This is a genomic window from Paenibacillus agri (assembly GCF_013359945.1).
GTDB classification, from domain to species: Bacteria; Bacillota; Bacilli; order Paenibacillales; family Paenibacillaceae; genus Paenibacillus_AQ; species Paenibacillus_AQ agri.
Window position 1 is genome coordinate 59988 of record NZ_JABWCS010000200.1, and the last position, 25779, is coordinate 85766.

Consider the following 25779-nt stretch of genomic DNA (forward strand, 5'->3'; position numbering starts at 1 on the left):
AGGAGGCATTATTATGTGTCAAGGACAAGGTCATGATCACCGGGAATGGGAGAAACCAGGTCTCCCAACCAACCGTCCAATTCGAATTGGGATCGGTGGCCCCGTCGGTTCCGGTAAAACAGCGTTAGTTGAGCGTTTAAGCCGTGAAATCAGCGAGGAATTCAGTATTGCCGTCATCACAAATGATATTTATACCAAGGAAGATGCACGCATTCTGGTGAGTACAGGCGTTCTTCCGGAAGAACGGATTCTTGGAGTAGAAACGGGAGGGTGCCCGCATACGGCTATCCGTGAAGATGCCTCCATGAATTTTGAAGCTGTAGAAGAGCTTGAGGGACGTTTTAAAGAGCTTGACCTTATTTTCATCGAAAGCGGCGGCGATAACTTGGCAGCGGCCTTTAGTCCTGAACTGGTGGATCGGTTCATTTATATCATTGATGTAGCGCAAGGAGAAAAAATCCCCCGGAAGGGCGGACCTGGTATTATGCGCTCTGATCTTCTGGTCATTAACAAAATTGACTTAGCTCCGTATGTGGGCGCTTCGCTTGACGTAATGAGGGAGGACTCGACCCGGATGAGAGGTGAACGGCCTTTCGTTTTCTCCAATTTATTCGGCGGTGAAGGAGTTGCGGACATCGTCTCTTGGCTAAAGCATGAGATTGCCCACGCAAAAGGGGTAATGCATAGCCATGATTCTGAATGAAAGGGAAACCTGCTACTGCTGAGTTGAGGGCGTACTTTCATCAAAGCGATGATCGGACTTTCTTGAAGGGGAAGTATCATACGGCCCCGATTAAAATTGCAAAATCCTTTCAGATGGATCAGGAGCTTGGTATCATCGTCATGGATGTTTCGCCTGGTATGCTTGAAGGCGATAACTATTCCATGGAGTGGTTTGCCGGACAAAATACTAGTCTTTATGTGACAAACCAGTCCTTCACGAAAGTTCATCCCTGTCCCAATGGTGGAAGAGCTGAGATGCGCCAGCTGTTTCAATTGGACCAGAGCGCGTTTGTTCAGTATATGCCCCAGCCAAGCATGCTTTATCAGGATGCGGAGTATATGAATACTACGGTTGTGAGGCTCGCTCCCGGAGCCGTGTGGATGCAGGCTGAGGTACTGTGCCCAGGCCGGACGCATCTTGGAGAGCGATTTAAATATCGGCATTACCAAAGTGCATTGTCTGTCTATTATCAAGACGAAATGATTTTTAATCAGCGGCAGAGAATAGTGCCTTCCTCTCAAAATCTTCAGGAAAAAGGGGCATGGGAGGAACAAACACATTGGGGAACTTTTTATGTGTTCTCTGACCGCATTAATTCCTCTCATGTAGAGGCGATCCGTGAGAAACTTCAAAGCTTGCCGCAAACACCTAAAAGTGAAGTTCTGTTTGGGGTTACGCTTACTTACCGTCATGGATTGGTGGTTACAGCGTCGGCACAGGCGGCCTGGCCTTTGCAGGAAACCCTGGAATGTGCATTTCATTTCATCCGCAAAACGGTGTTCGGAAAGGGTATGATCAATTAAACGGGGGCACAGCTTATGAATATGAAGACTGGATTTACCACTTCATCCTGGTTTAGATACATTGCGATCATCGTGTTGTTGCATATTATTGGCATAGGCGGACTGATCTATGCCGCAACCACTGCCAGCTCAGCGTATTGGGGGCTCGGTATTCTCGCCTACACATACGGTCTTCGCCACGCTTTCGATGCGGATCATATTGCTGCTATAGACAATACGGTTCGCAAGCTCAGCGAGCAGAAGCAAAATCCGGGAGGGGTAGGTTTTTTCTTCTCGCTTGGCCATTCATCCGTTGTATTTATTCTCGTTCTTCTGGTGGTCTTCTCCGTAAAATGGATTCAGACAAGCATGCCCGCTATGCAGGAAATAGGCGGATTTATCGGGATGAGCGTCTCGGGATTTTTTCTCCTCCTCATCGGAATTATGAACCTCTATATTTTGCTTCAACTACTGCAGGCTTTCCGAAAAATGCGCTCCGGCCAAATGGAGCCTGAGGCAATCAACCACCTGTTAGAATCCCGCGGTCTGCTTGCACGGCTGTTTCGTCCTTTGTTTCGGTTTGTAAACCGGAGCTGGCATGTTTATCCGCTTGGTTTTCTGTTTGGTCTTGGTTTTGACACGGCCACTGAGATTGGCTTGCTTGCTCTTTCCGCTTCAGCTGTACACTCCGCATACTCCATTCCGGGTATTCTCGCTCTTCCGGTCTTATTTGCAGCGGGCATGAGCCTCATGGATACGGCGGATGGCATGGTGATGTCCAAAGCGTACCAGTGGGCATTTATCACTCCAGCAAGGAAAATGTATTATAACATTCTCATCACCACAGTATCCGTAGCAGCTGCGCTTACCATCGGGTTTGTGGAAATCACCCAGGTGCTGACTGAAGGACTTCATTGGAGTTCACCCTTCCTGATGTGGATCAGCCGCTTGGAGTTTGGTGATTTGGGATATGCGATGGTTGCATTATTTATCAGTGCCTGGATCATATCTATCATAATTTGGAAAAAAACAAACACAGCTCTTCAATAACACATACTAATGCAATGAATCATGCAAGCCTTTCTTTGCCAGACGGCGGGGGAGGCTATTTTCGTATGGTCAGTTATGGCGTGCGTTCTGGAACTATTTAAATTTATAAATATACAAAATACAACAATAGGTGTAAAATGGCATTGTTTGAAACTGCCGGAATGACATAAAGGGATCTTCACAGAGTTGTTTGTGAAAAAAAGAGCAAAGATTTGACTGCGGCTGTGCAGGCTGCTGACAATAGGATTTCTGATGGAAAGGAGGAAGCCTTGTTCCTTTATGCAGGGCGTACCTGGCATTTGGCAAGTGCTGGCGGAACTGAAAGGGCCGGATACGGCTGTAACGGAGTTACATAGAAAACACATGGGAGATGGAACAAACGATGAAGAATAGAGCGACTGTGAAAAAGATGACGATGCTGCTAGCGCTGGTGCTAACAGTCAGTATAGTGGGCGTGGCATGTGGTAATAAGGCCAACAATGCTACTACAAGTAACGCTGCAGGAAATACTGCAACTGCTAATACACCTAAGGACACTCCGGCAGAGACCCCTGAGTTATCGCTGGGACTTCTGCCTTCGATCGATGCCATTCCGTTCATCATTGCCCACGAGCAGGGCTTTGACCAGAAGCGCGGGGTGAACCTGAACATTCAGACGTTCAAGAGCGCCAAGGACCGCGATGTAGCTTTTCAAGCGGGGAAAGTGGACGGGCTTAGCGCCGACCTGGTGGCAATCTCCATCTACAATCAAGCCGGTCTGGATGTGAAGATCACCAGCACGACCTTCGGCGAATTTGACTTGCTGACCGGAAACGATGAGATCAAGGACGTGAAGGACCTGAAAGGCAAAACTGTGATTTTGTCCAAAAACACTTCCACACAATACACAGTGGCTACGATCCTGAAGCAGGCTGGTCTGACAGAAGAGGATATCAAGGTAACTGAAGTGCCACAAATTCCAACTCGTCTGGAGCTGCTCAAGAATAACAAGGCTGACGCAGCTATTTTGCCGGAGCCTTTCGTAACGATGGGGAAAGCTGCTGGTCTGCGCGTGTTAAGCTCCACTATTCAGGCGAATGTGAATCCATTCGTGCTGGCTTTCCCGCAAACCGCAATTGATGCCAAGCCGGACGCGATCCGGGCTATGTATGCCGCTTATGACGATGCAGTAGAGTATATGAAGACGCATGACCAAAGTGATTATATCGATCTTGTGATCAAAGAAGTAGGCTACCCGGACACATTAAAGAACGAAATCAAAGTTCCGGCTTACATCCCAGCCAATCAGGTGGATGTGAAAGAGGTTGAAGCTGCCTTTGCCTGGGCACATGAAAAAGGTCTGCTGACTAAGGATATTAAGCCCGAAGAAGTGATCTCTGATGTCCAGTTTAAGAAATAGCGGACTGTGCGTGAAGGACCTGGAAGTTGAATATAAAAGCGGGCAGCTGGCGCTGGGGCGGATGAATTTCACCTTGCCAGAGCACGGCATCTATACGGTTATAGGGCCTTCCGGTAGTGGGAAATCCACGCTTCTGCGTGCCATTGCCGGCCTGCTGCCTGCCTACCAGGGCGAATTGTTGTTCAATGGGAAATCGCTGCGCGATAAAGCGACACTAGTTGGCCTTGTGCCACAGAATTACGGCCTGCTGCCTTGGAAGACTGTGCAGGCCAACATTAGAATGGCGATGAAGATCGCCCATCGGTCCACGGAGAGTAAAGCGAAGCAGGAAGAGGGGATCACCCGCTGGCTGACGGCCATGGGGATCCCGGAGCTGGCGGAACGTTACCCGCTGTCTCTTAGCGGAGGGCAGCAGCAGCGGGTGGCGATTGCGCGGGCGTTCGCTATTTTGCCTACTATTCTTTTATTGGACGAGCCATTCTCGGCCTTGGATGCCATTACGCGGGAAGCGCTGCAGCAGCTATTCCTGGACAGTTGGCTGGCGAACCCGGCCACAGCATTATTCGTTACGCATGATGTGGAGGAGGCAATTCTGCTGGGTCAGAAGATTATTATTATGCCGTCCAGCAAGCAGGATTCTCCGGTCTTTGTGGACAACGAGACATTGTTTGGCATGCAGCATGGGGAGAAACGGGACAGTGATGAATTTTTTGAGCAAATGAAGAGAATCAGAAAGGTAATGCAGGAGAAATGGTGAAAAAAAGGAAGCTCCATCAAGTGTTCAGGTTGTTATTGGTCTTCTTCTGTATGAATGTGGTCTGGTATATCGCTTATTTGCTGATGAATCACCCGATTCTGCCGAGTCCGCTGGTAGTCTATCAGGCCATGGGCGAACTCGGAGGACGGGATCTTGCGCTGAATGTCGGCTACAGTCTGATGCGGATTTTTGCGGGGGTACTGCTGGCGTTGCTTATCGGCCTGATGATTGGCTTGTTAATGGGTCGCTCGGCCACATGGAATAAGTTACTTGATCCGGTGGTGTACCTGACTTATCCGGTGCCGAAAATTGCCTTGCTGCCGGTGGTGATGCTGTTCTTCGGGCTTGGCGAGACCTCCAAGATTCTGATGATCATGCTGATTCTGCTCTTCCAGATTATTATCTCCGTGCGGGACGGCGTGAAATCTATCCCGGATAATACGTATGATGTGCTGACGAGTCTCGGTGCAGGCTCTGCGCAGAAATTTTGGAATGTTACGCTACCAGGTGCATTGTCTGTAATCCTCAGCACGATCCGGATTTCCCTTGGAACAGCCATCTCGGTGTTGTTCTTCACTGAAATCTATGGCACAGACCATGGCATGGGCTTCTTCATCATGGATGCTTGGCTAAGACTGGATTATCCGGAAATGTACGCAGGCATCATGCTGTTCAGCCTTGTGGGCTTTGTACTGTTCCTGCTGGTTGACCTTCTGGACTACAAGTTCATGAAGTGGCGGAATTAGGGGAGCTAGAGGATATTGAGGATATAGGCCAAGGATGACAAATGGTAGGCGATCTCTAATTAAGAGCATTTCTGTACTCTATTTCACCTTTTTTAAGGATAATAAGTAAAATAAGAGCATTATTGTACCTTAATTCCTGAAAAAGTGCGCTGAAAGGGCTATTGTGGAAAAATTAAGGTACAATATTGTCCTTAATTTCCACTACCCTTTAGCTGCAGCATATTTAGGGTACAAAAATGCCCTTATTTCATTTTGGGGCTTCTGTCGTGCTTTTAAAAAATGTCCCTCTAACAGCGGCACAGCGACCAGAAGTCCAAACATCCCATCGTAGTGCCGACAGACTGTTAAAACCAATTTTATTGCTCGATTAAGCTACTACCTGATTTCTCAACTTCTTTCGTTGTATATCTAAAAAACAAGGGTCGACTTTCTGTAGATGAGATGATCTTTCTTTGAGAGTCCGTTCTCCAGCATTTTAGAGCTGTTCACCATTCAGAAGCGGTACCACCAGCTGTCGGAAGACATCTACAGGCTTCCTCTTTCTGCCGTATTTATCGTTAGTAACAACTACGACTAACTCGAAGCTGGGGACAACCACGATATATTGGCCGCCGTAGCCAAGTGCATAGTAGTAGCTTGTCTCGCCGAGGTCTTCCTCAGCGTTAGGGAAGCTTGAGACCCACCAATGCCAGCCGTAAAATCCCTTGCGGGGCAGCGTTGCCTCATATAGTGGCTGCGTGGCTACATGTACAGTGGATGGGGAAATGATCTGCTGTCCTTCCCACCGTCCCTTTTGCAAAAACAATTGGCCGAATTTGGCCATGTCCTTCGGCTGCATGTAAAGCCCGAAGCCGCCGGTGTGATTGCCCTGCGGGTCGATATCCCAGCGGTACTCCTGAATGCCGAGCGGTCCGAACAGGTGCTGCTCGGCGAACTCTGCAACCGTCTGTCCTGCGGCCTGCCGCAGGATGGCCGACAGGAGCTGGGAGCCGCCGGAGTTATACTCCATGCGTGTCCCAGGCTCATCCTCCAGTGGCAGGGATAGCACATACTGGACCCAGTCGTCCGTCTTCGTCATGGTCGGAAAGGAATTCCGTCCGCCAAATTCTGTCCAGCCAAAACCTGCTGTCATCGTTAGCAGATGGGCCAAGGTGATCTCGTGCTTGCGGTGATCGGAGTCCAGCAGTAGGGAAGGAAAGAACCTTGTAACAGGGGTATCCTGGTGTGGCAGAATTCCCCGGTCTATGGCAATGCTGACCAAAGCAGAGAGAATGCTTTTGGTGCAGGAATTTATTCTATTAAGTTGTGCAGCAACCTCTGGTTCCCGGTAATGCTCCAGTACAGGGGAACCTTTGTGGAGAATCAAGGTGCTGCGGATTTCTAATTCCTCCAGCCCTTGAACCAGTGTTGTGAAGTTAAAGTCGTGTATGCCAATCATCTCCTAGGTAGTTAGTGCGCTTGTATGATGAATACGGTTCTGGAAAGTCTACCAGATCATCTGATGAAGTTCAAACTCGGCAAGTTCATTTTCGCATATATACCCGTAACGAGGTTCGTAGTTGGAAGTCTATAAGGTCGTTTATTGTATTCGTAGTGGTATTTGTTTACACTCCTATTGGAGAAGGTTATCGGACATGAAAGGGGAACAACCATTGATTGAGGAATTGCGTAAAATTGGATTATCCGATCTGGAAGCAAGATGTTATCTGACACTGCATGAAGAGGGCAACCTGTCCGGTTATGAAGTGGCCAAAAGAGTGTCGGTATCCCGTACAAATGTGTACGCGGCACTCCGATCGCTGACGGACAAAGGCGTGTGCAGGGCCATCGAGGCCGATCCGGTTCTGTATGATGCTGTTCCGATTGGACAGCTGATCAGACTCCTCAAGGCAGACTTTGAGCAGACGGCGGCGAATCTGCTGGAGCAGATGCAGAACCCTGTTCGGACGACTACCTCTTTTTACAACTGGCAGGGCGAGCGGGCGCTGAAGACCGCTATCCGGCGATTGGCTGCGAATGCAGATAAGAGCATCGTGGTTGATTTGTGGTCAGAAGATATTCATTGGGTCGAAGAACCACTGCTGGAGGCGGAGAACCGGGGTGTGGAAGTGGTGCTGATTACGATTGGTGAAAGCCACACACCGCTTAAGAAGGTGATCGTTCATGAGCGGCAGGAGGCATGGAACGGGGCGGAGAGCAGGCGGTTCTCAATCCTCTGCGATAACCGTTCCGCCTTGATTGGCAGTTTCGGTAAAACACTGCGGCTGACGGCTCTGGAAAGTGATCACCCCTCGGTGATCGAATTGCTGCAGAACGGCTTTTATCATGATGTCGTGATGGAAAGAATCGGGCAGGACTTCGCCGAGGAGCTGACAGCGAAATACGGCAGTTACTATGAGGCGATTATTGGTCCGTATAAAGGATTGCTTGAGTAGGTTTTTAAAAAATCGGGGACAGCATCTGCTACGTTTGTGGCCTGAGTTGTCCCTTTTTGTCGTCAGCAATGAGCTATGGGTGAGTTTAAGAATTTCCTGTCGTAAATAAATAATGGGAAATTAATGAAGCGGATGGTATAATTGCTAGATCATGTGTAGAGGAGGATGAACACTTTTGAAAAGCAACAACACTACTTTTATTCAGCAAAAGACTAGAACAGCACTAGTGGCAACCGTCGCACTCTCTCTGTTATTGCCCGCAGGTCTCGCCGGAGCGGCGAGCTCCGGTACTGTCAGCTCATCAACCGTCAATGTCTCGGCAAGCGCAGTTAGCGATTCTGCTGCAAACACGGAGGTCGTGACCGCTGACCCTTCCAAGGTGAAATTCTCGAAGGAAGCCGCCATTGCTAAAGTGAAGGAATTATTCCCTATACTTAAAGATGCAACCGTCAATTCCACGGAGTTGGGTTCAACCAATAGCTATCCGCCCCGCCCAAATCAAATGATCTGGAATACTCAGTGGCAATACCAGGATGGAAATTCTGGGTATGGATTCAATAGTGAAGTAGATGCCCTGAATGGTGATCTGATCAACATCCATCTTTATTTTTTTAATCAAAATAATGAAAGCTACTACCCGCCCAAAGTAACAGAGGCTCAAGCGCTGGAAAAAGCACGGGCTTTTATTGCTAAAGCTGCAGCTAGCATCAAGAGCAGTGATTTGAAGCTGCAGGAAAGCCCCCTCTATGATTATGGAAATGCATTGTTTGGACCGGTTCGCTACAATTTTACGTTCAATCTCTTGAAGAATGGACTTCCTTCCTCGGGCGATTATTTGAGCATCACAGTGGATGGCAATGGGGAAGTGGTCGGCTTTAACAAATCTTCAGACAATCTTGCCTATCCTTCGGCAGTGCCAAAAGTAACCCAAGCCCAGGCGGAGAAGAGCCTTCGGGACAGCTTTGATGTTGGATTATATTATAATCCGATTTATAAAAACGGGGTTCCCGACAGCTGGATTTTGAGCTGGTCTCCGGTGGAGCAGGCGCTCTATGCTGTTGATGCAGCAACTGGTAAGAGATTAACGGAGGAAGGCATCACGGCATCTTCCAGTCCAGTTACCTACACTGCTGTACCGCAGGCCAAGGAAGTTTTCAAGTCGCAGGGTAGTGCTGAACTTACTGCGGAGCAGGCGGCCAAGCTGGTAGAGAAGGTTGGTTACATTCCTGCCGGACGCAAACTGACCAACAAATGGCTGAACGATAGTTACCCGAGTCCAGGTCACAAGGTATGGAGACTCACCTGGGATGAAGGACAGCGAGGCTTTGGACCGGGATTTCCGTCCCAATCCTCTGCTGAGATCGATGCGGTTAGCGGAGAAATTATAAGCTTTCAGACGGAGCAATACAACTTTAGTGAAGATGGAAAACCGAAGACTCCTGCTGCACCAGCAGGTGCCAAGAAGCTGACAGCCACAGAAGCCGCGCAGAAGGCTACTGCTCTAATCAATGCACTTTACCCGCAAGCCAGCAGTGTATTGAAGCAGGTTGAATATGGTAGCGAATGGAGTACGCTTCCGGATGGCACAGGCTACAGATACCAGTACATTCTCCAGCATAATGGTATCCCTGTAAGTGGAAGTACCATCAGTTTGAGTTTGGATGTGTATGGAAGATTGCAGACCTACTACGGTAATCGCTTGAACACCGACAAGATTACCCAGGAGCCGGTAGCCAAGATTACCAAGCAGGATGCGTTGGAAAAGTATGCAAAGCAATACAAGGTGGAGCTTCAGTATAAACGGACTGGCGGCTATGCTTTCAATAATAGCTATGTAGAACCAAAGTTAACGCTGGTGTACGCATTGGTGCCAACCGAAGAGAAGAACTCGTACGAAGCTCTGAACGCTGTCACTGGTCAGTGGACGACCATCTATTCGAACCCTGTGAAGAAGGGTTCTGAAGCCAGCGACATCAAGGGCCATGCGGCCGAGCAGCAGCTTACCGAACTTCTGAAATACGGAGTATTCGAGGCGGATGAGAATGGCAAATTAAACCCCGATCAGGAGATTACTGCCGGGGATTTGATTAGCTATCTGGCCAAAGCTACTCAACCTTATTATACCAACTATAATAATGGTAGTGAACGTAAAGCAGTGGCCGGTACCAGTGTTGATAGCCCGTATTATGATGCTGTAAGTTTTGCCGTGCAAAGCGGCTGGATCAGCAAGGATACAGCGTTCCAAGCTGATAAGAAACTGACTCGTGAACAGTTGGCTGTTCTGCTAACCTCTTTTGTGAAATACAGCAAAATCTCGGCTTACCTTGACAAGGATGCAACGGTAGAACAGTTCAGTGATGCATCCGCTATCGTCAACAAGGGAGCGGTTGCTATCACTGTGAAGCTAGGACTTCTAAAGGATGAAGGCGGCAAGTTCAATCCTGGGCAGAATGTAACCAAGGCGCAAGTTGCCACTATTATCATGAAGCTGGTAGAACTGCAGGGTAAAACGGATCAAGCTATCGGCAGCGGCAGCAGATACTAATCCCAAGTATAAGCTTGTACCAAAAGAACAGCCTGCTCTCCGCCATATGGCGGGGCAGGCTGTTTGTTTTTTGCATTATTCGATATTTACTTGCCCAGTTGTTAATGCATTTCCTTGACCGGGTTGTCATGAGTTTGATCTTCCTCTTTCTTACTGCTCATGAACCATCCGATTACAGCAATAAGCACTAATACTACGTAGAAGGTCAACTTCCACCAGGTGCTGTGGGCGAAGTCCTCAGACAGCACACCGAGTGAAGGATGCGCCATGGTGATGATCGACAGCTTGACGCCGACCCAGCCGACGATGAAGAAGGCTGCAATCTCAAGTCCAGGGCGGGATTGAAGCAGCTTGACGAAGAAGGTAGCCGCAAAACGCATAATGACCAGTCCGATGAATCCGCCAGCAAAGATAACGAGGAATTGTCCACCGTCGAGACCTCCAATTTTAGGCAAGCCGCTTGCAGGGAGTGCTACGGCCAAAGCTACTGCCGCCAGGATGGAATCGACGGCAAAAGCGATATCAGCGATCTCGACTTTAAGTACGGTAAACCAGAAACTCGATTTCTTTTTAGCCTCAGGGGTCTCGCCCTCATTAGTTTCTTCGGCAGAGGGCTTCTTGACCAATAGTTTTCGGAAAATGTGGTTACCCGCAATAAATAACAGATAAATTGCACCAATAGCTTGTACCTGCCATATATCTACCAGATAAGAGATGACAAATAGTGAACCGAAACGGAATATAAATGCCCCGGCCAATCCGTAGAACAGTGCTTTCTTCCTCTCTGCATCCGGCAGGTGCTTGACCATAATAGCCAGAACCAGCGCATTGTCTGCCGCCAGTAGCCCCTCCAGTGCTACGAGGACAAGCAGTACCCATCCATACTCTAATAATAATCCCCAATCCATTGTTGTTTCCTCCTCTTTGACTGTAAGTATCCCGTAAAAAGACACTTGTTATACCATAAAATGGTAATATTAATATATAAAAAAGACCTTTACCAAACAGATTAGCCTTTGGAATAAAGGTCTAACCTGATTGGTAAAGGTCTCGCTAACAATGTATATTGCCAATAAAGCCGGAGAACATCCTCACGTTCTCGTACTGACGACTTTACTTAACAGCTACTCCCCTTTACGGGATATATGAAATTTTGAAGTTTCAGTAATGATTCTAGGTAGATCATATATTAGTTGAATCCCTATGTCAATGGTTGTGTGAGTGATCGCGGGGCACGATAATTTTACTTTTGCATGTTGTGGGGTTAGGATGTGCATATGAGGTCTATATAATTGATAGGGCATCGAATTTACGTGAAAGAGAGCGTGATCCATGATGAGAAAGCCAAGGTTTACGTTCCTGACCGCTGCGTTACTGCTCATCTTGGCGGCATGCAGCAGTATAGCACCGGCACCCGAAGGGGTCAAAGATAACAATGAGGAACACCCGCCGGTTCAGGCGGAAATCCCGTTTCTCTTCTACCGTGCGGGGGATGGAGACAGCGGGACGGCGAAGCTTGGAACCTGGGATCTCTCCCGATCAGAGCTAGCCTACGGAGATGATCTTTATTCGTATAAGGGTGACCATGCTTCACCGCTGTATTGGAGCGGAACCACATTAGTTCTGGATCGGCAAAATGCTGTGCCTGTAAGCGGATCAGATCATGGCTACACGCTTCAGCTGACCGATGTGAAGCAGATGCCTGAGGAGCAGGAGTATGTGTTCAAAGGGTTTGAGGTGGCCGGTTCTGGAAACGAAGAGAACCCTGAGTACACAATACAGGATCAAGAAGGCAGTTATAAGCTTACTCAGGATGAGCTCCCGGCATTTACAGACAGACGCTTCTATCTGGCTAACGCAACTGCTACGAAGGATAATAGAGGCTTCAGACTTGTCTTTACGGCAGCGCCCAAAGTCTTTAAGCCGGGCGAGGGCTGGATTGTCGTTGTTGATTACAGCAAGAATTCGTCCACATTCGCGGTAAAGGAATTTCCTGCTACAGGACTCCCTTTTGGCGATATGATTGTGAGTCCTGGTAATTCGATCTTGGATGGCGATCATCTGTACGTGTGGAGAAGCAGAGATTTCGGATATTTTGATCTGAAGAAGGAGACCTTTGTTACGCAAAGTGCGATTTATAAGGACATTCAGGATTTCCTGCCAGACCGGAAGCCGAACCCGAATGTGGACCCACAGATCATTCCTGTTGGCCTTGTGGGCAATGTGCTACTGCTCTACGATCCGACGCTGTACTTTGATGAGAGCACCAGTGGAGCGGTTGTATACGCCTATAATGGCGAGACACCTGCTGGTAAGCTGCTAATCAAGGGCGGTCAGCTAACCGTTTACGACAGCAATAACAAGCAGGTTGGTGAGCCACAGACTTTTGATTCCACCCTCACAGGTGGAGAGCGGTTTTCTTTTCCGAAAGTGATGGGTGATAGATAAGGATACATGTAAGGAACGGGTAAGGACAAGGAATGGATACGGAAAAAATAAAAGCATGGAGACACTCTCATTCCGCGAGAGTTCCCATGCTTTTCTTATGCCTAGAAGCTTAGCCTTTTACCGCTCCGGCTGTGATTCCTTTGGTCATTTGCTCGGTGAAGAGCAAGTAGATCAGGATCGTCGGGATGGCGATAATCGTCATAACCGCGAACTGTGCGCCGTAGTTGGACGAGTATTCCCCAGCGAATTTCATGATGGAGAAGGGTATGGTTTTCAAATCCTCCGAGGTGAGGAAGGTATTCGCCATAATGAATTCATTCCAGGTACTGATGAAATTGAGTACGCAGACCGTAGCCAGTGCAGGCTTGGTAATCGGAAAAATGATTTTGAAAATGACGCCGTAAATGCTGGCTCCGTCGATCACTGCAGACTCTTCAATTGCACGTGGAATGGTTTCCAGGAACCCGGTCATAATCAGCACACTCATCGGGATCACAATAGCTGAGTATGGCAGGATCAGGGTGTACATATTGTTGAGCATGCCCAGCTTGTTGAACAGAATGAAGTTCGGCAACAGGGTGGCATGAATCGGAATAATCATCCCCATCATGATCAGGGAGAGGACAACTCCGCTCAGCTTCCATTTCATACGGGTGAACGCATAGCCCATCATCAGGGAGACCAGGGCAGACAGCATCACCGTAATGACTGTAATGATAAGGCTGTTGGCAAAATAGCGCGGGACCCGTCCGTAGGTAAAGGCATTGACGTAATTTTGCCATTCCGGCGGGGACGGCCATTTCAGAAATGAGCTTCCGAAGAATTCACCGCTCTTCAGCAGGGAGTAGTCTACGAGCCAGATCAGCGGGAAGAGCTGAAACAAGGCAATCAGGATTAGGAAAGCCATCATCAGGATTTTTCCGCCGGATACCTTGCGGCGTTCCTCTTTATGCGGCTTCGTGCTTGGCAGCGGAGCTGCCGGTGATAAGGAATTGGTCATATGGGTTCCTCCGGTTAAAGTCTTTTCTTAGCGTTATGGAAATGCCGGCGGTATTCCGGCCCTAGAATTCACCGATATCTTTTTTGAGTACTTTGTTCAGCACAACCGTCAGCACCAGACAGAAGATGATGAACAATATCGAAATCGCATTCCCGTAACCGTATAGCGACGAGGAGAAGGCGGTTTTGTACAAGTAATTGCCGAGGAACTGCGTGCTGTTCGCCGGACCGCCATTCGTCATCAGGAATACGGTCTCCATCTGCTTGAGACAAGTCGTTACGGCGATGATGATGGCTACCCGCATCATAGGGGAGAGCAATGGAATGATGATGCGCGTGTAGAGCGTGAAGTTATTCGCTCCGTCGATCTTGGCGGCTTCGCTCAGATCACTTGGAATACCTTGCAAGCCTGAGTAATAGAGAAGTAGCGCATACCCGAAACCTTGCCACATGACGACGATGATAATACACCAGATGGCCGTATTGGGATCACCGAGCCAGTCATGCTTCAGGGCCTCCAGGCCAATGCCGTCCAGCAGCTTGTTGAGCAGACCGTAATTGGGATGGAAAATACTGCTCCAAAGCTTGGCAGTTACAACAATGGAGATGACTGCAGGAATGAAGAAGATGGTCCGGAATACCTTCTCGTATTTACCCGAATGCGTCAGGAAGATCGCCAGTAGAATGGCGAAGGGATGCTGCAGGAATACAGTCGCTGCCGTCAGCAGCAGTGCATTGCCCAGCGAGGTCCAGAATACTTTGTCGTGAAACAGGATCTCACGATAATTGTCCAAGCCGATAAAGTTGTATTTGCCGATTCCGCCCCAGTCTGTCGAGCCGTAGTAGGCGCTCATAAAGATAGGAATGCAGATCATAAAGGCAAACAGGAACAGACCGGGCGCGATAAGCAGGGCAATTGCTTTTTTGTCGCTTAATACTCTGTGCATGGAATCTCCGTCCTTTTAAAAGGGTAATCTATCTACTTCCATCGTACCGGGAAGCCACCCGGCGGAACATGCCGTAAATTTCAGATCGTTGTATGTATTTTTTAAAAAGAAAACCCCCGGCTCTGGAATAAGCCGGGGGTCTTAAGGATAGGGGGATGTGCAAGTCTATGACTTACTTGCCGGCGAATTTATCCGAAGCGGCATCCAGCGCTTTGGCGAAATCTTCGGCAGACATTTTATCGGACAGCAAGCTTTGGTGAGCCTCCATAACCTTTTGCTTGAACTCGTCGTCACCGATATCCTGCAGCGGCGTGCCGCTGGAAGATGTCATAGTGCTGAAGACGTCGATAAGTTCTTTTTGGAGATTGGTTTCAGAGCCAGTCAGGAATTGGTCAAACTGCTGCGCAGGTGTACCCGCGCCGGCTTGCCAGAGCAATTTGGACCAGTTCTCTGGAGTGAAGAAGTATTTCAAGAAATCTACTGCAGCCTCAGGATGCTTGGAGTTCTTGCTGACAGCATAACCGCCGCCGTACCATGCAGCGACATCTGTAGTCTTGCCTTTGTCAGAAGCAGGGAAGGCGAATGCGCCGACATTGTTGCGGAAGTCTTCCGAGAAGTTCTCGTCAGTAGCCAGACCGGATTCCCAGGCACCCATGAAGAACATCGCAGCCTGACCTTGACCGAACAGGTTGCGCGCTGCGCCGTAGTCAGCTGTTAACCAGCCGTCAGCGAAGGCTTTGGCATCTGCGAATGCCTTCATGTCTTTGGCGGCAGTAACGAGATCAGCGTCGGTGAAGGAGATTTTGCGGGCAACCGCTTCATCCATTTTGTTGAAATCACCGTTCACACGCTGAGCGGCAAATTCATACCAGATTGGCAGCGTCCAGGCATCCATACCGTTCATGGCAATCGGGTTGATCTTCTTGTCGCGAAGCTTTTTAACAACATCCATTAGCTCGGCAGTAGTCTTAGGTACTTCAATGCCATTGTCGGCGAAGATTTTTTTGTTATAGTACATGACCATATAGTCGGCTCCGCGTGGCAAACCGTATAGCTTGTCGTCTTTGCTGAATCCGTCCATGGAACCGGCTACAAACTGATCGCCTTCAAAATCAGACTTGTTCAGTTCAAGCAGCAGATCGTTATCCAGCAGCGGGCTCAGGAAAGACGGCTGGCCCCAGGCCTGGATGATGTCTGGCAACTGGTTACTGGAAGCATAGACTTTGATTTTGGATTTGTAGGGCTCATCTTGAAGCGCTTCCACTTCTATTTTGACGTTGGGATGCTCTTTCATGTACGCATCAATAATATCCTGTTCCACTTTGCCGGAGCCGTTAGCACGATCCGCGAGCGCGGTGAAGAACTTTAGTGTAACCTTCTCTTCAGGTGTATTTCCGCCAGAGTTGGTAGCAGGAGCCGTGGACTCCGGTGAATCTGTAGGAGTACTCGCAGCTGGCGCATTATTGCCGCCACCACAGCCTGCCAGTCCGACTGACACCATCAGACTCGCTAGCACAAGCTTTATTCCTTTTCCGTTCATCATAAACCCACCTTTTTTTGGAGATGTCATATTTTCGTTGCATTCTCATCTTAAAAGGTTCCGGCCCGCTTAAACATGGTCCAAAATTAAGAAATATGTACTCATTTTTCAGTTCTTGTAAAAAGCGCGACCGGCCAATTCGATTTTAAGCTATAATTGTTTTACCAATAAACTCCTATTTATAAAAGAAGGTGGTTCCCATGGTCTATAAATTCCGCCTTGTGAGCCGTTACCGCCATCTTCCGCTCCAGTTCAAGCTGCTCTTGTGGTTTGTGCCCTTGCTCCTCGTAACGATATTCGCGATGGGCTGGAATTCCTACAGAATTTCCTCCCAGCAGGTCGTGGAGAAGATGAGACAATCCCAGGACCATTTGACCAAGAAGACGACAGAGCAGATCGACGAGATGGTGAAAGGCATGGTTTCCTTTTCCAACACCATGTTTCTGGATGAAGGCGTGCAGCGGCTTCTGAATGCGTCAACGGAGGCGCAGAATGACCGCAATTCTGTCTTCAAGACAGTTACGAACCTGATGATTGCCAGCAATTCCATCCAGTCGTTGATCTTGTATACGCTTCAGGACCAGAACCAGGCGGCAGAGCCCTTTGCCACGAATCAGGCTGGATTGACGACCGCTATGAAGTTCTCTGATTTCGTACATACCTCATATTATGCTGAGGCGCTTGCCGCAGCGGGTAGTCCGACCTTTGGTTTGACTAGACCTTCCGACGGGATCTTTGTCGGGGATCATTATCATAAAATTGTCCTCTCTCGAATCATCAAGAATGTATATACCCTGCAACCCGCGGGCTTAGCCGTGATCGGTGTGGATGCGGGGAAGATCGGCAGCCAATATCTCGATAATTCCAAGGATGATGTGGATATGTTCGTCATCGACAGGCAGGGTATGGTCATTACGGCTTCGAACCGGAGCTGGATCGGTAAGCAGGATATCGAACTTCCATATTTTGCGGACAGCGATTCTGCTTTGACTGTGAAGGAAAGGCTGGATCAAGCTGTCGGTCATGACCAATGGATTGTGTCGCATCTTCAGTCAGAGATGACCGGCTGGTATGTTGTCGTTGTTCACTCCAAGCGGCAGCTTGTGAAGGAACTGGGACAGATCTCCCAGGTGACGTTCACCATTGCCTGTCTGTGCCTGATCATGAGTTTGATGGTGACCTGGTTTGCGGCAGCGGCCATTACAAAGCCCCTTAAGAAGCTGTCACGCTCGATGAGGAGATTGCAGACCGGGGATTTCTCACAGCGCGTATTTTTCGAAGGTAACGACGAGATTGGACTGCTGGGCCATGGCTATAATCTCATGGTACAGCGCATCAAATCATTGATCAACGATGTTTATGCCTCCACGCTCAAGCAGCGCGAAGCAGAATTGAAAACGCTTCAAGCACAGATTCGCCCGCATTTTCTCTACAACACTTTGAATACAATTTGTTGGGAGGCCGAGAAGAAGGGCGACAAGGAGATTGCTGACATGGTTTATTCCCTCTCGCAGGTCTTCCGGCTTAGCCTGAATGACGGCCGGGATACGTTTACGCTGGAGCAGGAGATGGAGCTTGTCACCAATTATTTGTTTCTGCAGAAGAACCGTTTTCGTGACCGCTTTCAATTCGAGATCTTCCTGGACGACAGCCTGAAAGATTTCATCGTGCCTAAGCTGCTGCTGCAACCGCTGGCCGAGAACGCTGTCATTCATGGCATCGAACCATTGTCCGGCAATGGACTGATTGCTATTCGCGCGTACCGCAACGAGCGGATGATTGTGCTGGAGGTGCAGGATAACGGAGTAGGCATTACGCCGGAAGGACTGAAGGAACTGCGCCAGCGTCTGGAGCTGCGCAAACCGCTAGTGGAGCCTGAGAACGGGATCCGTACCGGGTTTGCCCTTGCCAATGTACAAGAACGGCTGGAGCTATTCTTTGCAGGAACTCAGTTGGAAATTGAGAGCATTGAAGGAATGGGAACTCGCATTATTATTCAGATCGCTGTGGAGGGGCCATGATAATGAAGCTGAGGCTGCTGATTGCCGAAGATGAAGATACCATTCGTGAAGGTATTGTAAACATGATTGACTGGAGGTCACATCAGATAGAAGTGGTTGGCGAAGCGGGTAACGGCACCGAGGCACTAGCGCTAATGGAGAATCATCCACCGGATCTCCTGCTGACGGATATTCGGATGCCGCAGATGAACGGGCTGGAATTGATTGAAGCTGCTCAGCGTAAGGGCTATGGCTTTCGCTCGATTATTCTATCCGGCTACAATGAATTCTCCTATGCCAAGCAAGCAATCTCTCTGGGCGTTGTGGATTATGTGCTGAAGCCCTGCCGTCCCGAAGAGATTCTGAAGACAGTGCTGAAAGCCAAGAATGCCATCGAAGCCCAGCGCAGTCAGGAGAATGTGCTGTTCGAGAAAGAACGCTCCTGGCATAAGAACGCTCCATTGGTCAAAAGCCAGGTGCTGTCGCAGTGGATTCATCATCCCCCCGTTCCGCTGGAACGCCGCGAGGAATTGATTGAAGAGCTATCCATGGCGATTGCGCCTGAAGGCCCTCAGATCGGTCTCATCAGCTTTGACATAGAGCCGCTTTCCGCGAGAAGTAAAGGTCAGGATTTTGTCTTGCTGCGATATGCAGCGCTCAATATTATCAGAGAGACACTGGGGCCAATCTATAAAGGCCGTATCGAGACCTTTCATGACGGGAATCACCTGCTGTGGATCGGTAGTGGCCTTGCGGCAGGTGACCAGCGGAAGGTCTATCGTGCGCCTGCGAATCTGAAGGATGACATTGGGAAGCTGCAGGACAATCTGGAGAAATATCTCAAGCTCTCGATCAGTATTGCGGTCGGCTCCTGTCGCACACATCTCTCGGAAGCACATCTGTCCTACATGGAAGCGAACCAGGCGATGGAATTACGCTTTCTGAACGGCAAGGGCGGTGTCTATTTTTACACAGAAGGAACTGCGGGACAATCTGGTCCTTCTGGGGAGCTGGTCAGCATACTGGATGACGAAGAGCTGAACGCTCTGGAGGATGAGATGTTGTCCGCAGTGACTGCAGGGAGCTATGAAGTTGCTCTGGATTTGCTGGAACGTTGGCTGGACCGCTTCCGCAGCAATCCGGGCAGCCTTAAGCAGGAAGTCAATATCCGGGCGACAGCGCTGGTGGTTCGTCTAAAGCGGCTGACTCAGGAGAAGCAGGTAGCCGGTTTTGAATGGAAGCAGCATCTCGTGAACTGGATGGAACAGGCCCCGCAGGTGGAGACGCTGGAAGAGCTGTCGGCGATCCTGAACATGGTGATGCAAAGTGTCGTCGAGGCATTCTCCAACCATCGTCCGCTGCACCGCACCGTTGTAACGGCGCTGGAGATTATCAGGCAGAAATACAACACGAACCTAACGCTGGAGTATGTAGCCAAGGAAGCTTACGTGTCCAACACTTATTTGAGCTCGTTGTTCAGGCAGGAGCTGGGAGTGAATTTTCTGGATTATCTGCACCAATACCGGGTGGAGGAAGCGAAGAAGCTGCTCCGGCAGAACCTGAAGATGTATGCAGTGGCGAAGCTGGTCGGATACGGAGAAGAACGCCATTTCAGTGCCACATTCAAGAAGTGGACGGGGCTCACGCCTTCACAGTATCAGAAAGGTCTGGAGAAATAGTCTGAGGAGCGGTGTTTTCGCCGAAAACAGCAGCAGGGGGATGTGCTAGATCGTAAGGGGACAATACATTTCAGAGCAGAACAGGAGAAAGGAGTCTATTATTAGGAAGTTATCAAAAAAACTACGTTATTTCGAAAATGACTCCGGCCTCTAAATATTGCTCTTCCTGTAGCCTAAGAACAAAATGAACCCTCGGTTCTGGGCTATCTGGAGTAACATTCCGTAGCCGATCATTTATGAGTTCAGTGACTAGAGATCCTTTAACCTGTTCAATTTATAACAACCGCTCGCCTCTGCAATCACCGTAATATTCACTACCCGTGCCCTCCCTCATTCGAGGTTAAGAGGGGTTTGGATAGCGGGAAAATATACCGTTATTCGTTCGTTTTTGCTTCATTTTCCATTAATAACTGGAATTTCTCCCGTTAAATACCTCTACTTATTCGTAATGGCCTAAATATGAGGGGATTAGCGGGAGTTTTTCCAGTTATTTTTAGAAATAAGGAGATTTAATTAAAATAACAGGAGCTATTCCCGTTATTCCCATGCCCTGTAGATTAAGGTGGGCTTTTCGCATTTGTCACCCCAGTGATTGAAACCCTTGAGATCCAAGGGTCATTTTGTACTTAAGGCTACAAGAAGGCTGTTATCTAGACGTTGGGGTCATTTTCAAAATGACAATCGGCTACGGATGTACTACCCCCCGCCCCTCGCAACCTGTTCCCACATCCAGTCCCCCTCATCCTCCCCCAGCTTGTATATCAAGGATTCACCCATCATGACGCTGGGTTTGTAAGTTCACACTACATAGGTATCGCTCCTGCTCTGTTGTGGCACTCTATACGAAGCATGAGCAACTCCGCAGCTATCCGCTTGGCTCACGTTGGTCCTCGGCATCGGCCTGCTGCCAGCTTAATTACACGGGAAGCTTCGGAAGAATTATAGCAAGATGTTATCTCCTTCTGCCGCAGTGGTTAAAATATATTTACGTGTCCGCACAGCCCGGCCTTTGTTCCTGCTTGCTGCACTCATACGGACGCTGCACAGAAGGAGGCTCTCAACATGAACCCCAAATGGTGGAAAGAAAATGTGGTATACCAGATTTATCCGATCAGCTTCAAGGACAGCAATGGCGATGGCATTGGAGATTTACGCGGCGTCATCTCGAAGCTGGATTATCTGCAGGAACTGGGCGTGGATATGATCTGGATCTGCCCGATTTATAAATCGCCGAACCATGATAATGGTTATGATATCAGTGATTATTGCGACATCATGAAGGAATTCGGTACGATGGATGATTTTGACACGATGCTGCGTGAAATCCATGCCCGAGGCATGAAGCTGATGATGGATCTTGTGCTGAATCATACTTCCCATGAGCATCCTTGGTTCATAGAATCCAGAGCCTCGAAAGATAATCCTAAGCGAGACTATTATATATGGAGAAAAGGAAAGAATGGCGGTCCGCCGAACAATTGGGAATCCTACTTCAGCGGCTCGGTATGGGAACTGGATCCCCAGACGGATGAGTATTATTTGCATCTGTACTCCAAGTACCAGCCGGACTTGAACTGGGAGAATCCAGTGGTGATAGACAAGCTGCATGAAATGGTGCAGTGGTGGCTGAAGAAAGGTGTCGATGGCTTCCGTTTCGATGCGATTGCGCATATTGCCAAAACACATGGCTACCCGGATGCTCTGAATCCGGCTGGCACGCCAACCGTAAGGGCGTATGAGATGTTCTCCAACCTGGAAAATGTCCACACCCTGCTGCAGAACCTGCATGACCAGGTACTTTATTATTACGATATTATGACGGTGGGCGAGACTTCAGGGCTGGGACCGGAGCAGGCGCTGGATTATGTCGGTGACGGACGGCGGGAGCTGAATATGACCTTCCAGTTTGAGCATATGTTCATCGATGCAGCTTCCCCGGGTAGTGGAAAATGGGATGTCGTGCCATGGAGCCTGCTGGACCTCAAGCAGATTATCACGAACTGGCAGACGGTTCTGCATGATCAGGGCTGGAATGCCAATTACCTATGCAACCATGACCAGCCACGCTCAGTGTCACGGTTCGGGAATGATCTCTATTATCGTGTCCCGTCGGCTAAAATGCTGGCGACCTTCATCCACATGCTGGAGGGAACGCCTTATATCTATCAGGGCGAGGAGATCGGGATGACGAATGTTGCCTTTGAATCCATTGATAATTACCGGGATGTAGAGACACTGAATTATTATGAAGAGAGACGTCGTGCGGGGGTGCCTGAAGAGAAGATCATGGCCGCGATTCATGCCAAAAGCCGTGATAACGCCCGCACACCCATGCAGTGGGATGACAGTCACGAAGGTGGCTTCACGACCGGTGTTCCGTGGCTCAAGGTGAACTCCAATGTGATGGAGATCAACGCCATGAACGCAGTCAAGGACCCTGACTCTATCTATCACTACTATAGACAATTGATTGCGCTAAGAAAGCAGCATAAGGTAATCGTCTATGGTAAATATGAATTGCTGCTACCGGATGATAACGAAATCTATGTCTACACCCGGACCCTTGAGGATCAGCAGCTGCTGGTTATCCTGAACTTTTTTGACAAGGAGCCTGTATGTCAGCTACCATCCGGGGTCGTATCGGAGAAGAGTCAACTGCTGATATCCAACTATCCCTTGGTAAAAGGGGAGGACTTGGCTCAACTAAAGCTTCGTCCATACGAAGCCAGGGTCTATTTGCAGAGTCTGAAAGAAGGAGCCGCGAACTGAGCTTAAGAACAATGAATGGCCAGGGCGCATTCAATACAGAAGACAGGCGGGGAGTTGCTCCCGGCCTGTTGCTTTTTTACCACGGCTGCGACTTTGCTTTAAATGGAAAAGGCGTTACAATAAACGGTAATATACATAAGACATGAATGGGAAGCAGTTTGGAGAGGAGAGACATAATGGCTGAGTGGTATGAGAAGAGCTTCGGTGAGGATTATCTGATCGTCTATAGGCACCGTGACTTCGGAGGCGCGCGGCGAGAGGTGGAGCAGATGATCAATTGGCTGGACCTGCCGGCGGGTTCGAACGTACTGGATCTGTGCTGCGGGATGGGCCGTCATTCGCTAGCCTTGGCGGAAGCAGGTTTTAACGTCACTGGTGTGGACCTGTCAGAAGCGCTGCTGCGAGAGGCACGGTCACAAGAAGGAGCGGAGCAGGTAACCTGGATTCGCTCGGATATGCGGGAGCTTCCCCTGGAAGGCGGCTTTGATGCGGTGGTGAACCTGTTCACTTCATTCGGCTACTTCGAAGAGGATGGGGAGCAGATTAAGGTACTTCGTGAGATCTACCGTATGCTGAAGCCCGGCGGCAGATTCATTATTGATTTTCTGAACCCTGCTTATGTTATCCATCATCTGGTTCCCCATTCTACACGTGAAGACGGCTTGAATCATATTGAAGAGCATAGAGTGATTGAGGACGGCTATGTGAAAAAAGATATTATTCTGACTGCAGGAACGGACGGGGAACCCCGTCGTTATCATGAGCGGGTAAAGCTGTATTCACTAGAGAAATTTCGTGAGATGCTAGAGCAGGCGGGGCTGCGGATCCAGTCTGTTCATGGGAGCTATGACGAAGCTGACTATGATGCGGAGACTTCCAAGCGGATGATTTTCCGGGGCGTACGGCCGTAGATGGTATCGGGCAAAAGAATTCGTGAAGACGAAGGCTTCCCGCGGAAAGCCGACATCACCTCTTGGGACAATGGCGCGATTCTGCAGATATCGGTACCGATGGACCCGCCACTGCGCCGGGTGAACAGCTATCTGTTGCCGGGGGCCGACGGAACGGTCACGGTGATAGACCCTGGTCCGCATAAAGAGGAAAGTGTGCTGGCTTGGCAGGGCGTAATGAAGGAGCTGGACTTGCGATGGGAACAGGTGCGGGATATCGTTGTAACGCATCATCACCCCGACCATTATGGCTTGGCCGGATGGATGCAGGAACGCAGCGGCGGCAAGGTGTGGATGACGGAGCGTGCCCATGCCGAGGCGTCACTAATGTGGGGCGAGAAGTCCATAATGAATGAGGCGCTGCCTTTGTTCTTTGCCAGACATGGCATGCCGGAAGCCCTGACGGCGGAAATCCGGGTTCATCTGGAGAGCTTCACGCCGCAGGTCACCCCGCAGCCGGAGATTACCGCCCTTGATCACTCGGCGCCCTTTATTATGGGCGGCCGGGTGTGGCAGCCGGTGGTGACGGGAGGACATGCCCCGGGGCATGTCTCCTTCTACCACGCCGGCAGCGGGGCTATGATCTGCGGCGACGCCGTGCTGCCGCAGATCTCCCCCAACATCGGCCTGCATCCTGGCGGCGATGGTAGGCCGCTGCTCACGTTCCTGCAGGGACTGGAGCAGCTTGGGAGTTACCCGGTAAGCTTCGCGTATCCGGGTCACCGGGAGCCGTTCAGTGGCTTTACGGAGCGGACCCAAAGTCTGCTCCGTCACCACGAGGAACGGCTGGACACCGCCGAGGCGCTGCTGCAAGGCGGCCCGCTCAGCGGCTTCGCAATCTGCGAAGCCTTGTTCCGGGGCCGGGTGACAACGGCGCATCAGATGCGCTTCGCCATGAGCGAGGCGCTGGCCCACCTCGCCGAGCTGGTGCGGCGGGGCCGAATTGTGGAGTCCGGGACGGGGGACGCCATTTTGTTTGCACTGGTGAAGTCGGGATGACGTAATCCCGCGATAAGCTGATTTTATTATTATCAAGCATAGTACAAGATTACGCTTATGAGCGTTCTCTCTAGGGGATTGGTGATTAAACGAGCCCTGTGCCATAAATAAAGCCTCCATACCACTTTACGAGTGGGGATGGAGGCTTCTTTTTGTCCTATAGAGCATGTCCGGGGACTTTTTGGTTCATCCAAGAGGGAATTTGCGCGAACATTGATGCGGCTAATCTACATCATTTCAGGCTTAAGAATTATTCTGGCTGTTCCCCATCCTGAGGTGCCGTCTTATTGGCCGCAGGTTCGCTGTCCTCCGGAGTATGTGGCAGCCCATAATCTTTTTCCCGCTCGGCCTGCTTGCGGTGGGCAATTCTGCTGCTTGCCGCTGCGGCCACAGCGCCTACAATATCATCGAGATAGGTATGAACCTGTCCCGTGCTCTTGTCATTCAAGCGCTCCAGTACCCCTGGCTTCAGCTTATCTACATAACCGTAGTTGGTGAAGCCGATACTGCCGTACACATTGACAATGGAGAAGGCGAGAATCTCGTCCACCCCGTATAGACCCTCATCATTTTCAATCATATCCTGAAGCGGCGGGAATAGCTTGCCTTCCTCGGCCAGAATATCCAGCTGAATACCAGTCAGCACCGCATTCTGTACTTCCCGCTTGCTCAGCACCATCTCGACGTTGTGAACACACTCGTCCATCGTTAGGCCCGGATAATATTTTTGCTGCAGCAGCATTACCAGCTCTGCAATTTCCAGCAGTGTTACTCCACGTTTGTGCAGCCAGGCATAGGTTGCGTCTGCGACCGCCTTGCTGTTCAGACTGTAAGGCATTTTTGCATCAGCCATGCTCAGTCACCTCGTTAATGAGTCGTTGGTTGTCAGCGGTGGTTCCTGTCGATATAATCTTTCCGCTGTACTTGGAATTTTACTTTTACGGGACAGATTTGTCCAGAAAGGCGAAATTAGGATAAGCTCTTGTTATTTTTTGGACAGAGGGCTCGTA

General features: G+C 49.6%; 20 protein-coding genes. 14 read left to right on the plus strand and 6 right to left on the minus strand.

Annotated features, from left to right (window positions below):
- Positions 1–13: 13 nt before the first annotated feature.
- The 6 genes from ureG (at position 14) to HPT30_RS08400 (ending at position 5458) form a co-directional block, all read left to right on the plus strand.
- The gene (ureG, locus tag HPT30_RS08375) at positions 14–703 is read left to right on the plus strand and encodes an urease accessory protein UreG (protein ID WP_175370948.1); all 690 of its coding nucleotides are present in this window, start codon (positions 14–16) and stop codon (positions 701–703) included.
- Complete coding sequence (locus HPT30_RS08380; RefSeq protein ID WP_175370949.1) at positions 700–1527, plus strand: urease accessory protein UreD; 828 nt, start codon at positions 700–702, stop codon at positions 1525–1527. Before ureG ends, HPT30_RS08380 begins: the two co-directional genes overlap by 4 nt.
- 21 nt (positions 1528–1548) lie before the next feature.
- A complete protein-coding gene (locus HPT30_RS08385; protein ID WP_175370994.1) occupies positions 1549–2556 on the plus strand; it encodes a HoxN/HupN/NixA family nickel/cobalt transporter in 1008 nt (335 codons plus the stop codon).
- 382 nt (positions 2557–2938) lie between these two features.
- Positions 2939–3955, plus strand: coding sequence for an ABC transporter substrate-binding protein (locus HPT30_RS08390; RefSeq protein ID WP_175370950.1), 1017 nt, complete (start codon positions 2939–2941; stop codon positions 3953–3955).
- The gene (locus tag HPT30_RS08395) at positions 3936–4712 is read left to right on the plus strand and encodes an ABC transporter ATP-binding protein (protein WP_175370951.1); all 777 of its coding nucleotides are present in this window, start codon (positions 3936–3938) and stop codon (positions 4710–4712) included. Before HPT30_RS08390 ends, HPT30_RS08395 begins: the two co-directional genes overlap by 20 nt.
- A gap of 20 nt (positions 4713–4732) precedes the next feature.
- Positions 4733–5458 carry an ABC transporter permease gene (locus HPT30_RS08400; protein ID WP_286155112.1) on the plus strand — a complete coding sequence of 242 codons (726 nt, stop codon included), beginning with the start codon at positions 4733–4735 and terminating at the stop codon, positions 5456–5458.
- 475 nt (positions 5459–5933) lie between these two features.
- On the opposite strand, the gene HPT30_RS08405 is transcribed toward HPT30_RS08400, so the two are convergent.
- Positions 5934–6896: a serine hydrolase domain-containing protein gene (locus HPT30_RS08405; protein ID WP_175370952.1), complete on the minus strand. Its 963-nt coding sequence runs from the start codon at positions 6894–6896 to the stop codon at positions 5934–5936.
- 214 nt (positions 6897–7110) lie between these two features.
- Here HPT30_RS08405 and HPT30_RS08410 point away from each other — a divergent pair, with 214 nt between their 5' ends.
- Complete coding sequence (locus HPT30_RS08410; protein WP_175370995.1) at positions 7111–7893, plus strand: TrmB family transcriptional regulator; 783 nt, start codon at positions 7111–7113, stop codon at positions 7891–7893.
- 175 nt (positions 7894–8068) lie between these two features.
- On the plus strand, positions 8069–10438 hold the full coding sequence (locus HPT30_RS08415; RefSeq protein WP_175370953.1) for a YcdB/YcdC domain-containing protein: 2370 nt from the start codon (positions 8069–8071) through the stop codon (positions 10436–10438).
- Between the two features lie 101 nt (positions 10439–10539).
- Here HPT30_RS08415 and HPT30_RS08420 read toward each other — a convergent pair whose 3' ends face one another.
- Entirely contained in the window at positions 10540–11346 is an 807-nt protein-coding gene (locus HPT30_RS08420) for a MeeY/MeeF family manganese export membrane protein (protein WP_175370954.1), read from the minus strand.
- Between the two features lie 424 nt (positions 11347–11770).
- Here HPT30_RS08420 and HPT30_RS08425 point away from each other — a divergent pair, with 424 nt between their 5' ends.
- Positions 11771–12886 (plus strand): hypothetical protein, encoded by a 1116-nt coding sequence (locus tag HPT30_RS08425; protein WP_175370955.1) that lies wholly within the window; start codon positions 11771–11773, stop codon positions 12884–12886.
- Between the two features lie 109 nt (positions 12887–12995).
- Here the strand turns inward: HPT30_RS08425 and HPT30_RS08430 are convergent, their stop codons facing one another.
- From HPT30_RS08430 to HPT30_RS08440, 3 genes are all read right to left on the minus strand, one after another.
- Positions 12996–13886, minus strand: a complete 891-nt coding sequence (locus HPT30_RS08430) for a carbohydrate ABC transporter permease (protein WP_175370956.1) — start codon at positions 13884–13886, stop codon at positions 12996–12998.
- A gap of 61 nt (positions 13887–13947) precedes the next feature.
- Positions 13948–14832 (minus strand): carbohydrate ABC transporter permease, encoded by an 885-nt coding sequence (locus tag HPT30_RS08435; RefSeq protein ID WP_175370957.1) that lies wholly within the window; start codon positions 14830–14832, stop codon positions 13948–13950.
- Between the two features lie 172 nt (positions 14833–15004).
- Positions 15005–16375 (minus strand): ABC transporter substrate-binding protein, encoded by a 1371-nt coding sequence (locus tag HPT30_RS08440; protein ID WP_175370958.1) that lies wholly within the window; start codon positions 16373–16375, stop codon positions 15005–15007.
- A 197-nt stretch (positions 16376–16572) separates the two neighbouring features.
- Here HPT30_RS08440 and HPT30_RS08445 point away from each other — a divergent pair, with 197 nt between their 5' ends.
- The 5 genes from HPT30_RS08445 to HPT30_RS08465 all read left to right on the plus strand — a co-directional run bounded on the left by HPT30_RS08445 (position 16573) and on the right by HPT30_RS08465 (position 24769).
- The gene (locus tag HPT30_RS08445) at positions 16573–18393 is read left to right on the plus strand and encodes a cache domain-containing sensor histidine kinase (RefSeq protein ID WP_175370959.1); all 1821 of its coding nucleotides are present in this window, start codon (positions 16573–16575) and stop codon (positions 18391–18393) included.
- Between the two features lie 2 nt (positions 18394–18395).
- Positions 18396–20051, plus strand: coding sequence for a response regulator (locus HPT30_RS08450; RefSeq protein WP_175370960.1), 1656 nt, complete (start codon positions 18396–18398; stop codon positions 20049–20051).
- 1062 nt (positions 20052–21113) lie between these two features.
- A complete protein-coding gene (locus HPT30_RS08455) occupies positions 21114–22820 on the plus strand; it encodes a glycoside hydrolase family 13 protein (RefSeq protein WP_175370961.1) in 1707 nt (568 codons plus the stop codon).
- 176 nt (positions 22821–22996) lie between these two features.
- Entirely contained in the window at positions 22997–23731 is a 735-nt protein-coding gene (locus HPT30_RS08460) for a class I SAM-dependent methyltransferase (protein ID WP_175370962.1), read from the plus strand.
- Positions 23732–24769 (plus strand): MBL fold metallo-hydrolase, encoded by a 1038-nt coding sequence (locus tag HPT30_RS08465; RefSeq protein ID WP_175370963.1) that lies wholly within the window; start codon positions 23732–23734, stop codon positions 24767–24769. It begins immediately after the preceding gene.
- A gap of 250 nt (positions 24770–25019) precedes the next feature.
- Here the strand turns inward: HPT30_RS08465 and HPT30_RS08470 are convergent, their stop codons facing one another.
- Positions 25020–25622, minus strand: a complete 603-nt coding sequence (locus HPT30_RS08470) for a phosphatidylglycerophosphatase A family protein (RefSeq protein WP_175370964.1) — start codon at positions 25620–25622, stop codon at positions 25020–25022.
- Positions 25623–25779 lie beyond the last annotated feature (157 nt).